At 39.4% G+C, this 13,408-nt stretch carries 12 protein-coding genes; 4 read left to right on the top strand and 8 right to left on the bottom strand.

From position 1 onward, the window contains the following. The first annotated feature begins 27 nt into the window (after positions 1-27). Both J8M01_RS17195 and J8M01_RS17190 read left to right on the top strand, forming a co-directional pair. Positions 28-2,673, top strand: a complete 2,646-nt coding sequence (locus J8M01_RS17195; protein WP_211058770.1) for a TonB-dependent receptor — start codon at positions 28-30, stop codon at positions 2,671-2,673. A 96-nt stretch (positions 2,674-2,769) separates the two neighbouring features. Then, positions 2,770-4,215, top strand: a complete 1,446-nt coding sequence (locus J8M01_RS17190; RefSeq protein ID WP_211058769.1) for a sulfotransferase — start codon at positions 2,770-2,772, stop codon at positions 4,213-4,215. Here J8M01_RS17190 and J8M01_RS17185 read toward each other — a convergent pair. Further along, positions 4,178-5,101 carry an alpha/beta fold hydrolase gene (locus tag J8M01_RS17185; RefSeq protein ID WP_211058821.1) on the bottom strand — a complete coding sequence of 308 codons (924 nt, stop codon included), beginning with the start codon at positions 5,099-5,101 and terminating at the stop codon, positions 4,178-4,180. The genes J8M01_RS17190 and J8M01_RS17185 overlap by 38 nt on opposite strands. 147 nt (positions 5,102-5,248) lie before the next feature. Here J8M01_RS17185 and rlmF point away from each other — a divergent pair, with 147 nt between their 5' ends. Then, positions 5,249-6,148 carry a 23S rRNA (adenine(1618)-N(6))-methyltransferase RlmF gene (rlmF, locus tag J8M01_RS17180; protein WP_211058768.1) on the top strand — a complete coding sequence of 300 codons (900 nt, stop codon included), beginning with the start codon at positions 5,249-5,251 and terminating at the stop codon, positions 6,146-6,148. 179 nt (positions 6,149-6,327) lie between these two features. On the opposite strand, the gene J8M01_RS17175 is transcribed toward rlmF, so the two are convergent. Continuing rightward, on the bottom strand, positions 6,328-7,431 hold the full coding sequence (locus tag J8M01_RS17175) for an aminotransferase class I/II-fold pyridoxal phosphate-dependent enzyme (protein ID WP_247671180.1): 1,104 nt from the start codon (positions 7,429-7,431) through the stop codon (positions 6,328-6,330). A 253-nt stretch (positions 7,432-7,684) separates the two neighbouring features. Further along, the gene (locus tag J8M01_RS17170; protein WP_211058767.1) at positions 7,685-8,599 is read right to left on the bottom strand and encodes a permease; all 915 of its coding nucleotides are present in this window, start codon (positions 8,597-8,599) and stop codon (positions 7,685-7,687) included. Positions 8,600-8,709: 110 nt separating this feature from the next. Here J8M01_RS17170 and J8M01_RS17165 point away from each other — a divergent pair, with 110 nt between their 5' ends. Then, the gene (locus J8M01_RS17165; protein ID WP_211058766.1) at positions 8,710-9,000 is read left to right on the top strand and encodes a metalloregulator ArsR/SmtB family transcription factor; all 291 of its coding nucleotides are present in this window, start codon (positions 8,710-8,712) and stop codon (positions 8,998-9,000) included. A gap of 88 nt (positions 9,001-9,088) precedes the next feature. Here the strand turns inward: J8M01_RS17165 and sigZ are convergent, their stop codons facing one another. The 5 genes from sigZ to J8M01_RS17140 form a co-directional block, all read right to left on the bottom strand. Next, positions 9,089-9,631 carry an RNA polymerase sigma factor SigZ gene (gene sigZ, locus J8M01_RS17160; RefSeq protein ID WP_211058765.1) on the bottom strand — a complete coding sequence of 181 codons (543 nt, stop codon included), beginning with the start codon at positions 9,629-9,631 and terminating at the stop codon, positions 9,089-9,091. 74 nt (positions 9,632-9,705) lie between these two features. Continuing rightward, positions 9,706-10,401, bottom strand: coding sequence for a glutathione S-transferase family protein (locus tag J8M01_RS17155; RefSeq protein ID WP_211058764.1), 696 nt, complete (start codon positions 10,399-10,401; stop codon positions 9,706-9,708). A gap of 112 nt (positions 10,402-10,513) precedes the next feature. Further along, a complete protein-coding gene (locus tag J8M01_RS17150; protein WP_211058763.1) occupies positions 10,514-11,920 on the bottom strand; it encodes an ATP-binding protein in 1,407 nt (468 codons plus the stop codon). A 57-nt stretch (positions 11,921-11,977) separates the two neighbouring features. Further along, entirely contained in the window at positions 11,978-12,559 is a 582-nt protein-coding gene (locus J8M01_RS17145) for a thymidine kinase (RefSeq protein WP_192510028.1), read from the bottom strand. A 94-nt stretch (positions 12,560-12,653) separates the two neighbouring features. After that, the gene (locus tag J8M01_RS17140; protein ID WP_211058762.1) at positions 12,654-13,400 is read right to left on the bottom strand and encodes an amino acid ABC transporter substrate-binding protein; all 747 of its coding nucleotides are present in this window, start codon (positions 13,398-13,400) and stop codon (positions 12,654-12,656) included. Positions 13,401-13,408 lie beyond the last annotated feature (8 nt).

Here is a 13,408-nt window from a genome sequence, read left to right as displayed (position 1 = left end):
CAACAATAGAACAACTGGGGAAACAGGATGAAATTACAATTAAATAAGGTAAGCCGTGCTTTAACGTACGCGCTCGCTTCAACTGCCACAATGGGCATTATGTCAACGTCGGCTATCGCTGCGGAGGGGGATGAAGCAACCGACAAGAAAATAGAAAAAATTGCCGTCGTTGGCTCTCGGGCTGCGCCTCGTTCGGTTGGTGACTCACCAGTTCCAATCGACATCATCGGTGGCGAGGAACTATCGAAAGGTGGTGGCGATGATATGCTTGAGTTACTAAAAGGCTCCGTGCCATCGCTAAATGTTCACCAAAATCCAATTAGTGATGCCGCTTCTTTAGTACGTCCGGCGAACTTGCGTGGCTTACCAGCCGATAGCACGCTCATTTTATTGAATGGTAAACGTCGTCACCGTTCATCTGTTATTGCATTTTTGGGCGGTGGCATCAATGATGGAGCCCAAGGACCAGATATTTCAACGATACCCAGTATTGCACTGAAACAAGTTGAGGTTCTGCGTGACGGTGCAGCTGCACAATATGGTTCTGATGCAATTGCAGGTGTAATTAACTTTGTTTTAAAAGATGCATCTGAAGGCGGCAGTTTCTCAGTTAAAAAAGGTCAATACTTCGAAGGAGACGGTGACGCAACAACGTACGAAGGTAACGTTGGTTTACCCTTTTCTGATGACGGTTTCGCGAACTTAAGCTTCCAATACAAAGAAGCTGATCCAACGAGTCGCAGCGTCCAACGTCCTGATGCGGCAGCATTTGCTTCGGCAGGCTTAGAGGGTGTTCGAGACCCAGCCCAAGTTTGGGGTGCACCTGAAATTAATGATGATATCTCCTTATTTGCTAACGTCGGTTTAGACATATCAAATAATGACCAATTTTATATGTTTGGTAACTACTCTGAACGAGATGTACGTGGTGGATTTTACTATCGTAACCCAACAACTCGTCCAGGTGTATACGGAGGTGTGATACGGAATGTAAATGGCACACCGTCACGCCGCGATCCTAATGATGTTGAACAACAAAAGTTATGGGATGCCGCAATGCCTACCATACTCGTTGGCTCACTTGATGGCTATGATCAACAATTAAACTGCCCGGTTGTCGAAATTGGCAGCAATGGTTTACCTGATCAAGCTGCGTTAGATTCACTGACTGCTGCCAATTGTTTTGCATTTAACCAAGTATTACCGGCTGGTTTCACGCCGTTTTTTGGTGGTAACATAACAGATACCTCTTTCACTGTTGGTACAAAAGGTGAAATTGATGAGGGTTACTTTGAAGGTGCATATTTCGACTTAAGCGGCTCTGTGGGACGCAATGAATCACGGTATTTTATTACTAACACAGTGAATGCATCTTTAGGCCCAGATAGCCCACAAGATTTCAGCCCAGGTAAATATATTCAACTAGAAAAGAATTTTAATGCAGATATTTCAAAAGGCTACGATTTCGATTTAGCCTATGAAGTCAACGTTGCAGCTGGTCTTGAGTGGCATGAAGAGTCGTTCGAAGTCGTTTCAGGTGATGAAGCCTCATTCTTACCAGGCCCATTAACACAACAAGGTTTTGGTATTGGGTCTAATGGCTTCCCTGGGTTCCAGCCTTCAGCAGCAGGTGTGTTTACCCGTCGTAACTACGGCGCGTATATCGATATTGAAACACCTTTTACTGACGAGTTTTTAATGGGTTGGGCACTGCGCTATGAAGATTACGATTCATTTGGCTCTACAACAAACTACAAAGTAACTGCACAATATCAAGCAACCGACGACTTATCTCTGCGAGGTTCAATCAGTACTGGTTTTAGAGCACCCACAGTTGGCCAAGCAAATGTAAGTAACGTACAAACCAACTTAAGCAGTGGTGTTTTAGTTGATTCGGCTTTATTGCCACCTACAAACCCTATCGCAGTGCAACTTGGCGGTAGTGAACTACAACCAGAAGAATCGCAAAGCTATACGTTTGGTGCCGTTTACCAATCTGGTGATTTATTCTTAACAGTAGATTACTACAACATCGAAGTAACTGACCGTATTAGTCAATCAGAAAAGATTGAGCTGACACAGGCAGACAAAACAGCACTTAAAGCGGCTGGCGTACCAAATGTTGATGGATTAGCCCAAGTAAGCTTTTTCACCAATGACTTTGATACCACGACGCAGGGTGTAGACGTTGTTGCAAACTACTCTATGGATTTATTAGATGGTTACTCAACATTTGCATTTGCTTACAACTGGAATGAGACTACGGTAGATAAGTTTTCTGCAATTACCGGTGACTTCAAAGTAAAACGCTTAGAAGAAGACTTACCTAAACACCGCTCATCATTTACGTGGTCTTCGCAGTGGGAAACCGTGTCTTCATTCGTACGTGCTAACTACTTTGGTGAGTATCAAGGCGTACACGTTGATTTCGACCAAACTGCAAAAATTGCTGATGCTTCTGTAACTATCGATGCTGAAGTCACCTATTTTGCAACTGAATCAGTGAGTATCAGTGTCGGCGCAAACAACCTATTTGACCAAGAACCTGAAAAGTTAGATTTTGTGGGTGCAACAGGCATTCCAAATAATAACTGGGGTGGAAAGTATTATGAAACCTCTCCGTACGGGATTAATGGTGGCTTCTATTACGTTAAAGCAACATATACGTTCTAATTTACTGTAACCCAGCAGCAAAGGCGAAATGGCAATAGCTATTTCGCCTTTTTATTTTTATTATCTAACTATTGAATATCCGTTTATAAAAAATACATGCTACTACTTAAAAGAGCCAACGAGTTATTGGCCGATAACCAACTTCGAGAAGCCGAATTTATGTTTAAGGCGGTCTTGAAAGAGAACCAAAAGAATGGGCCTGCTTTGTTTGGGTTGGGCCGGATTTGTATGCGCTTGGAAGAATACGATAGCGCGATTTATTATTTAAAACGAGCTTGTGAATACCTCCCTAAAATGCTCGATCCATTGTTTGCCCTTGCTGACGCATTTATTGAAGCAGGTTCACCTGTTGATGCCAAAACAGTGCTTGAATATACACTAACCGTCGCACAGCATAATTCACAAGCACATTATCAGCTTGGTCAATTTTATTTGGATCATGGTTTCATCGACAACGCTAGACGTACATTTGAAAAAGGTATCACCTGCCCAAAAGGCGCAGTCACCGCTTTTATGCTCTATGAACTCGTGCAGATAGCGCCCAAAGCAAATCTTGATGGCTATTTAACGCCTTTACACGAATTGCTGAATGAATATGATAACAACCGCTTAAAAGTGGTGGTCTATTATGCGCTAGCTAAATGTTGTCACAGGCTAGATGATTTCAACCAAGCGTTTGATTACTTTAAGCTGGCAAATAGTACGCAATTAGAATACTGTGATTTTCGCACCGAATATATGCAACCCTTTTTTGACAGTATCAAAGCTCATTGTAACAGTGACTTTTTTGAATCCCCTAATGACAAAGTCAAAACCACATTTGTACCCACCTTTATTCTAGGACTACCAAGAACTGGTTCAACGCTATTAGAGCAGATGCTTATTCAACATAGCAATATCGGGAGCATGGGAGAGAGTACAGTTATTAGTGATAAACTAGTTCCTTTTTTAATGCATCGCTCAGAATCAGCTTTTCCTGAATGTTTACAAAATTTGACTACTTCAGTGTTGGACCACTGCCGCGCACTCTATATTGATGAAGTCAAAAAGCATCGTGTCGGTGAACAAACTGTAATAAACAAGCTCCCTGCGAATTTTCAGAATATTGGGCTAATCTATAAATTGTTTCCTGAGGCCCGTATCATTCACCTAACTCGTAGCTTCAATGCCACTGCTTGGTCAGTATTTAGCAATCACTTTGCTGAGAACGAGCCCTATTTTTGTTCTCTCAGTGAATTCCAATTGTATGCCCAATACCACGACGACACCATGCATCATTTTAAAGCCATGGTGCCTCGAAGCATCTATAGCTTAAGTTACGAAGATCTATTAGACGATCCAACTATGCAAATACGGAAAGTTTTGAATTTTATGTATCAAGATTTTCAACCTCAGTGTTTAGAGTTTCATAAAGCTCGACATAAAGTGCACACTTTGAGTAAATCTCAAGTTCGCCAACCTATAAACCAAGCCCCAAGGTCAAACTGGCGTCATTATGAAAAACTTATGTCACAATTACTTCCGGCTCAGAATACTGAGTAAACCATGATATGAGGTCTTTAAACTGATCTTGATGGGCGAGCGTATGTGTAAGCATATCAATATGACCATAATCAAAGCTATACCCATATTTTCGCCCGTATATCGTCATTTTTTGAATACCGCAACCCGACTCATCAATAAATTTTTCAATATCAACAGGTTGAGCTAGGGCTTTGTCATTAACACCAGCTACATGCAGTACCGGTGGAAGCGCTTTATTTTTGAGTACTTTTGCGTAATCAAATCCATCATCACTATCAACCCATGGGGCTCGTTTTGCCCATAGAGCACTTTGTCGATGCGATTTACGCGTTTCATTGTCACTGCCCCACTTCAACTTTTTCGCTGGTAAAAAGCCGTACTTTTTTGTGTATAAATGCGCGAGGCCAAACCACAATAAATTGGCCTGGAAATATTTACTAATATGATGGTTATATAAACTCCGCTTTGACCCAAAATAAACACATGATGCGACCTTGTTTATTACCTCAGGAAAGCGTGCAAAATAACTATTCATTAATACGCCGCCCCATGAATGTGCAACCCAGTATTTAGGAAAACTGCCATGATGACTTTCAATAAACGCAAGCATTGCTGGGAAATCTTCTAAGATCGCTTCTGTCTGACCATACATCGATGTCTTAGAGATTGCAGGCAGGCTTTTACCTCGCCCTCTTAAGTCAGCAACATAGCAATGAAACCCTTGCTCTGCTAAGTAAGGAGCCAACCCCTTATTCTTTTCTGAATAAAAGATTTTGCCGTTCTCAACTGCACCATGCATAAAAAAAATGCAAGGCCCGTTTACGCCTTCTTTATAAATATGTCTTAAATGCAGTGTTTGTTGGTTTGTTAACTCGCAGTATAAAGAGGTTTGTTTTATCATCATTTCATCATTATTATTATCAACCCTTCTCATCGTACCAGTTGAATTCACTTCCATCAATTGCATAACGACACATAAAGAAAATTCAGTGCTAGTCGAGATGTCTATGACTTCGCTATAATGTAAAAATCAAACACAGCTAGAATTTATATGCATTCAAGAAACCAACATAAACAGGGCTATGACTTTAAAGCTTTGATCACCACACTGCCTGCGTTATCCCAGTTCACCATAATGACACCCCGAGGGGAAACCAGCATTGATTTTGCGAATAAAACTGCAGTGAAGACCCTAAACAAAGCACTGCTACAACACCATTACGGCGTTAAGTATTGGGATATAGCAGACGAATTTTTATGTCCACCAGTACCAGGAAGAGCCGATTACATTCACGGTATTGCTGACCTGTTAGAGTGTGACATGACCTGCAAACAAGACAACCTTTGTCAAATATATGGGCTTGATATTGGCACCGGAGCAAATGTGATTTACCCGCTCATTGGAAATGCGCAATACAAGTGGCAATTTATTGGCTCTGATATTAATTTAAAAGCAGTGAAAAGTGCTCAAACAATTTGTACAGCAAACAAATTACCTATTAAAGTCATTCATCAACCTAACGCAGAGTTTATTTTCAAAAATGTCATTATGCCAAATCAAACGCTGCATTTCTCCATGTGTAATCCCCCGTTCCATAGCAGCGAACAAGCAGCAAGCGCAGGCACTCAGCGTAAATGGAAAAACTTAGGAAAGACCCCTCCAAAAACACTTAATTTTGGCGGGCACGCACCTGAGCTATGGTGTACGGGTGGTGAACTGCGATTTATTAAAACAATGATCAATGAAAGTAGGCTTTTTTCACAGCAATGCGTGTGGTTTACGTCATTAGTCTCTAACAAAGACAATTTACAGCCACTCAAAAAAGTACTAAATAAATTGCAACCTGTTGAGGTTAAAGTGATAAAAATGGCTCAAGGACAAAAACAAAGTCGATTTATAGCTTGGACATTTATGAATCGAGAGCAACGTAAAACATTGCTCTGCCAATAACATATGGGTACATCACAAACTGAGGTTGTGATGTACATTATTATATCACTATATAATTAAAAGAATAAATGAGCTACATACCTACCGCCCAACAATGGCCCACTTAGCCGACAACATTTCGAGATTCATTTCAGGCAAATGCAAAAATTAGCAACCCCCTCTTCAATATCACCTATTCTTCAACCCACTTTAGATTTAAGTAATTGAAGCGAAGCTTGTACCTTTTCTAACGGAGATGCAAAGTTCATACGATAAAAATTTTCATCCTCCTCACCAAACCATGTGCCTGGTGTTAACGCTATTTTAGCTTCTAGAGTTAACAACGCCTTTAATTGTTTTGGTTTCAAACCCAACCCAGAAAAATCAAACCAAATTTGATTTGTACCTTGTGGTGAAAATGTTTTAACTTGGGGAAGCTGCTTGGCCATAAAATCAACAATCCAGTTACGGGTTGTTTGTGTATAATTCAAAAATCCATCAAACCACTCTTGACCATGTTGATATGCTGCAATCGTGGCATACATAGTTACTGCATTTGCATGGTCTAGCGACATAGAACTCGACGTTGCTCTAATTTTTTCTCGTAGCATCTGATTATCACTGTAAATGTAACCATTTGAGATACTATTTAATCCAAAGTTTTTTGCAGGTGAACCGATAATTGTTAAGCTATTGTTATAATCTAACGATGCAATACTTGTGAATCTCGCGCCGTCAAAAATAATATCACCATGCACCTCGTCACTAATTATTGTTGTATTATACTTTTTTGCAATCGAAACAAGCTTCTGTAATTCCGATTTAGTCCATACCCTACCAACTGGATTATGTGGATTACACAACAGTATCATTGCTATATTTCCACTTTTCAGCTGTTCTTCGTAATCTTCGAAATCAATAACATACTGGTCACCCTCAATTTTTAAAGGGTTATTTATTACCTGCCGCCCTGCTGATTCAATCAATCTACGAAATTGGTGGTATACGGGTGTTTGGATTAAAATACCATCCCCTTCATGAGTGAAATCACGTATCAACATTGCAATGGCACTTAGTACTCCTGGAACTTGTACAAAATGCTCTGGCTTCAAATCAAGATTATGCCGTTCTTTATTCCATGTTGAAATAGCCTCAAAAACAGTTTGAGAATCGAATTCATAAGAATACAGCTCACGGTTAACTAATTGCTGCATTACATTCGTTATTGGAGAAGCTATAGGGAAATCCATATCAGCTATCCAATAAGGTGTAACATCATCTGTACCATAAATTTGCTGTAGCATCTTGCTATCGCTCTTTATGAATTTATGACGAGTATTGGTATGTTTTGGGGTAGTTTGAAACATATATCCTCTCTTTACACTTATAATTAACAACAATAAGACGTCGCTATTATGATAAAGACGTAAAACAACTTTCAGTTTCGCTGTATACGTCACATGCAACAAACGCCTATTGTCTCTACTTTATGCATACCAGCTTCAATTCACTGATATGACTATTTTGAATATTCTAAACCTGTTGTAGATATCACGATTAAAAAAGATATGAGTATAAGTAGCCTGCACTCACAGCCATTGACAAAATCACGACTAAAAATGCAACTATCATCTGATTTTTAAAAATAGATTTTAATAACACGACTTCAGTAAGGCTTGCTCCAGCACTACCTATCACCAACGCCATGACCGCCCCTAATCCCATACCTTTGGCTGCTAATGCTGCGCTTAATGGGATCACTGCTTCAGCACGTATATACAATGGGATCCCAATTATCGCAGCAAACGGTATTGCCAATGGGTTGTCATCACTGGCGACTCTTGCTACAAATTCAGTAGGCATAAAGCCATAGATCAATGAACCAACCGCAATGCCTCCTACTAAAAAAGGCAGTACTTTTTTGAAATCAGCCCATGTCACAATCCATATTTCAAACCACTTGTTTACTGGTTTACTTTCCTTACGACCACTCGCAGAACAACAACTAATCTTAGGCTCGACGTAAGCTTCAGGACGGATATACTTCTCAAAGCCTAGCTTTTCTAACAAAAACCCTGCGACCACAGACACGCCCATAGCCATGACAAAATAAAAAACAGTGACTTTCCATCCAAATGTTACTGCAAATAACCCGATAATAATTGGATTAAGTAAGGGGCTGGCAAATAGAAATACCATCATAGTGCCAAAGCCTGCTTTAGCTCTTAACAACCCTTTTAAAAATGGGATAGTTGAGCATGAACAAAAAGGCGTAATAGCGCCAAGAAACCCTGCAATAATGTACCCCTTACCATTTTTACTACTTAATATGTCCCGTATTTTATCTGGCGGGATATACGCTTGAAGTACCCCAACAAGATAGCTAATCAGTAAAAATAGTACGGTTAACTCAATAGCCAGAAAAACGAACATGTGCAGTGCTTCAAACACCATATTTTCTGTGATATTCATGATTAAAAATAATTCCACAATTCTAGTTATATCGAAATATATAGGAAACAGTATCATTGTCAACACATTTCTAGTAATATCGAAATATAAAGAATTTTTGAGGTGTTATTTTGGAAATAGAAACGATTGCTAAAGCACTTAAGGAGCTTGGCCACCCAACACGGTTAACTATTTTTAAGCGGCTAGTAAAAGCGGGTGAACAAGGTATTGCTGTTGGAGTTGTTCAAGAAGAGTTACAAATTCCTGGCTCTACATTGTCACACCATATTTCAAGTTTAGCTTCTGCTGGGTTAATTAAACAAAGACGTGAGGGTAGAACACTTTACTGTGTTGTTGAGTATGAAAAATTACTGTCTGTTATCGCATTTTTACAAGACGAATGCTGTGCTGATGAGAGTTAGCCGTGATAGATAAGTGGCCTTACCTATGCGTCTCGAGGCGTAAACAATTAGCATAAAGTAAACGAATAGTGCGATTCACAAAATGCGCTTAACAGGATGAGCATTTTTTATCTCTCTTATCAAAATCGATTAATTCCCCTTTTGAATTTATCGATAATTCACAACACTGATTAAATAATTCGCTCAGATTTTGCCGACTTTTTTTTACCCGTGACTTTAATGTTGAGTATTTCATCCCGTTTAAGGCTGCATAATCCTTCTGTGAAATGCCATCAATATCAATTGCGGTAAGTAGCTTTGCTTCACTGTCAGGTAACCCGTTAATAAATGCAGTGACACAGTGAGAAAGTTGACTATAGATATCTTCCTCAGCTAACTCATACCAAAGCACCTGTCCATTTATTTTAGAGATAGTCGCTCGTTTACGGTAAAAGTCTATAATTGCATGATTCGCGATTTGGAATACCCAGGATTTAACTTTTTTCGTATCTTTCACTGTATCTAGGTTTTGATAAGTCTTGATCAGAATGTCTTGTAATAAGTCTTCGACATCACTCGGGTTTGAAATATGCTTGTACAAAAACGCCTTAACGCTACTTTGATAATCAGCCCAAATAGCTTCTAAGTTCATAAAGTATTCCTTGTGCTCCAATCACGTAAAATATCGGTGAGCAGAAGTGCCGCACGGCACTCCTCTTATAACAATTAACAACAAGCACTTAAATTGCTGCTACTCGGTTGATTTACGTGACTGTTGTTTGCTAAATAAGTATTTGTCAGATAAAAGTCTTTAAATTGTAATTCAAAGTCGTCTGAGACCGTATTATCCATAATCGTGGTCGCCAGCACTGCACTTTGCCATGCCTGAGCTTTTGGTAAATCACATAAAAAGTCATGACCTGTATATTTTTTAACAATGGCGGCTCGGTGTAAAAGCGGTAACCATGCGATATCTACATTACTTAGACTGTCTGATTTAAAAAATTGTGTTTTACCTGACAACTGAGCTTCTATTTTATTAAATATTTCATTTAACTTGCCAGCACGCATTGTGAAGGTTTCTTCATTTTTACTGCTCATGGTGCCACATTGTGCTAAGTAGTTTTTAGTACCTAAATAACTCCATGCCCTATCCAGAGCGCGTTGCTCGTTACTTACGTTCGTTTCCAATGGGCCATATTCATCTTCAATATATTCAACGATAGCATCCGATTCAAATATCGTGATTCCATTTTCACTTATCATGACCGGAACTTGTCCATTAGGCGAAATATTCAAAAACCAGTCTGGCTTATCTTGAAGGTTTATATATTGGATCTCATAAGGAACATTTTTGGCCTCTAACGCCGCAGTGACTCTTTGAACAAAAGGACATATTTTAAAACTCACTAATTTAATCATGCTTTACCTCTAAAGTAATTTCAGTGTCTTTACATCTTTAAGACGGAGGCGTATAAAAAAAGACGACACTTTTTGAAAAAATATAGCGAGATAAGCGAGCGCTGAGCTGCATTTACCAAAACGGTAATGTGACAATAAACGTACTACCAAAGCCAACTTCACTTTCAACATGAATTGTGCCATTGTGACTTTTAACTATTGAATTTGCGATAGTTAACCCCAAACCAGTCGCTGAACCAATTGGCTTTGATGTATAAAACGGGTCGAATATTTGGTGAATATGCTCAGTACTAATACCGCATCCTGAATCTATCACTGTTATCTCTAAAAAGGCATCTCGGCGTATCGCTTTAACATGAACGGTATGATTCATATCACACTGTGCTTCCAAAGCATTTATCAATATACAGCCAATGGCTTGGCCTAATAAATCAGCAGCGGCACTAAACGAATCTTTGCACTCTACCATCAACTCAAAAGAGGATGAAGGTTCTAAATTTAAGTTAATAATGACAGTATCAAGAATATCTTGGATACAATTACCTGAGCTCACTTGTTGGCTTGAATTGGTAAAAACACTCAAATCTCTAACTATATGTGCAATACGCGTTAAACCTTGCTTTGTTTCATTAACCAAATCCTTACTTTCAGTTTGAATCCAAGGTAAATCAAATTGCCCTTCTATTTCCTTAACAAGTTCTGCCAATTCATTATGCTCACTCGTCGCCATACATAATCGCGCCCAAGCATCATTTAACTTAGTAAAATGTTCAGAGATAAATTCGTTATTACTACTAATGGCACTCAAAGGATTGTTAATTTCATGGGCAATGCCGGCAGCGAGTTGCCCGACGGATGCCAGTTTTTCTTGTTGCACTAACACTTGTTGTTGCGCATCTATTTTTTGTTTTGCCAATTCAAGCGCTATGTTTCGTTGCTCAAGTTCATAAGTGCGCTCGGCTACACATTGCTCTAGTTCTTCATTAAACGACGATAGCCTCTTGGCCATATTCGCGAGTTTAATTAGGTGTTCATATGATCTTAAAGACGCGGTAATAACAGTATAAAGTCGTTCTTTTGTTAACTCAGTCTTCGTTTTATAATCATTGATATCATATTTCAGCATCAATTCATGTTCAGGAATAGAACCTGGTTGCCCAGTCCTAAGTACAATCCTGACAGTCTCGTTATGTAACACTTGCCTAATTTCTTGCGCACATTCAAGCCCTGCTTCATCACTTTCCATAATGACATCTAACAAAACCAGCGCAATATCTGGTGAATCTTTTAAAATAGTAAGTGCTTCGATTTTACTATAAGCATGCACCAATTGAAGGGAGCGCTGCTCAAATTTATAGCTTCTTAATACTAACTTAGAGAGCTGATGAACGGACTCATCATCATCCACAATTAAAACATACCAAGGATCATGGTTGCTCATTTGGGGTTGGCTTGCTTGTGGCTTTGCCTGCTCAGGCTCACTGGAAAACAACGCAAGAGGTTTATTTCTATCTGTCATAACTGCCCAAGGAGTTTTAACACTAAGCTTGGGCGCTATAAGGTGATTTTTCAAGTTTTAAACTTGATTTAACTCCGCTTTATAGTGATGTCTACAAACTGAAACATAGCGGTCATTTCCACCAATTTCAACTTGCGCCCCATCTGCAATCGCTTTGCCATGCTCATCAGTACGCAGCACCCTGTTCGCTTTGCGTCCACAATGACAAATCGTTTTCAGTTCAATTAATTTATCGGCCCAAGCTAACAAATATTGTGACCCTTCAAACAACTCGCTTCTAAAATCAGTTCTTAACCCGTAACATAAAACGGGAATATCCAATTGGTCAACCACGTCAGTTAATTCATCAACTTGCTTTTTGGTTAAAAATTGGCATTCATCAACTAAAATACAGTCCAATTTAGTTTCATTATGATGATTTTTGATTAATTGTTTAAGACCTGTGTCATTTGCATAAATATGCGCATCGGCTTGTAGTCCAATTCGAGAAGCGACTTTACCCACTTGAGCGCGATTATCTATCGCCGCCGTCAAAATAAAAGGATTCATCCCTCTTTCACGATAGTTAAATGCTGATTGTAATAAAGTGGTAGATTTACCCGCATTCATTGCTGAATAATAAAAATAAAGTTGAGCCATTCTTAATCGTTCTACACTAGAAATTTAGCCGTAGTCTACCCAACCAAATACAAATTTGCTATGTTGACTTTACCGTCACTTAGAGTTAACCATATTACTCAATACCGTCATCATCCATTTCAAGATACTCCATATAGAACTCGGCGACAGGCATAGTACCTAATAAAGACCAAATCAAATTAATTTCATGGCTGTTGTGTGTAAAAAACTCTTTTGAAAATGTTAAAAACCCATAGCTCATGTCAAAAGGCGGGTAAACTGATACCAACTCTTGTGAATAAGGGTAGGCACGCACTTTTTCACCATTAATTAAACACAAACCAATCGAGCCATCAACAACATCTTTCATAACCAAATCATAAGCTTCTGTTTGAGAACTAGTATTAACAATAGCAAAACGTTTAGTATCTATACTCGATGCCGCTGAATAACCACTTGGTATTGCCAAAGAGAGTGCTTTGTTGCGCGCTTGAATATGTTGGTAAAGCGCCTCTTTTCCAACGATGCACCGTCCAAAACGGCTAATCGCCACTGTGGAATTCACCGAACCATCCGCGTTAAATGGATAAACCATAAACGCTTCTCTTTCAGCCCGGTAACTAGCAATTACGGCATTGACTTTGTTCTTTTTCAATTCATGCAAACACCGTTGCCAAGGCTTACGAACATAAATAAAAGAGACCTGTGGGATTTGCGCATCAGCTCGGCGCAATATTTCAATTGCCGCACCGGGATTTTGTCTGGGAACTGCTTGTCCGTTGCCCATGTATGCGGGTGACAGCTCCTTATCTTCATAACAAAACGTTACGTTCACGCCATAAGAGAATGGAGACACTGCCACAAAAGCTA

The sequence above is a fragment of the Pseudoalteromonas sp. MMG005 genome, from assembly GCF_018101015.1.
GTDB lineage: Bacteria > Pseudomonadota > Gammaproteobacteria > Enterobacterales > Alteromonadaceae > Pseudoalteromonas > Pseudoalteromonas aurantia.
Note: the sequence above shows the minus strand (reverse complement) of the source record. Positions and strands in the feature narration are given on the sequence as shown.

Bases quoted from the DNA above. Each gene is read 5' to 3' on its own strand.
- J8M01_RS17195 (WP_211058770.1), top strand. From the start codon at position 28: ATGAAATTACAATTAAATAAGGTAAGCCGTGCTTTAACGTACGCGCTC.
- J8M01_RS17145 (WP_192510028.1), bottom strand. From the start codon at position 12,559: ATGGCTCAACTTTATTTTTATTATTCAGCAATGAATGCGGGTAAATCT.
- rlmF (WP_211058768.1), top strand. From the start codon at position 5,249: ATGCATTCAAGAAACCAACATAAACAGGGCTATGACTTTAAAGCTTTG.
- J8M01_RS17175 (WP_247671180.1), bottom strand. From the start codon at position 7,431: ATGCTACAGCAAATTTATGGTACAGATGATGTTACACCTTATTGGATA.
- J8M01_RS17185 (WP_211058821.1), bottom strand. From the start codon at position 5,101: ATGATGATAAAACAAACCTCTTTATACTGCGAGTTAACAAACCAACAA.
- J8M01_RS17150 (WP_211058763.1), bottom strand. From the start codon at position 11,920: ATGACAGATAGAAATAAACCTCTTGCGTTGTTTTCCAGTGAGCCTGAG.
- J8M01_RS17155 (WP_211058764.1), bottom strand. From the start codon at position 10,401: ATGATTAAATTAGTGAGTTTTAAAATATGTCCTTTTGTTCAAAGAGTC.
- sigZ (WP_211058765.1), bottom strand. From the start codon at position 9,631: ATGAACTTAGAAGCTATTTGGGCTGATTATCAAAGTAGCGTTAAGGCG.
- J8M01_RS17190 (WP_211058769.1), top strand. From the start codon at position 2,770: ATGCTACTACTTAAAAGAGCCAACGAGTTATTGGCCGATAACCAACTT.
- J8M01_RS17170 (WP_211058767.1), bottom strand. From the start codon at position 8,599: ATGAATATCACAGAAAATATGGTGTTTGAAGCACTGCACATGTTCGTT.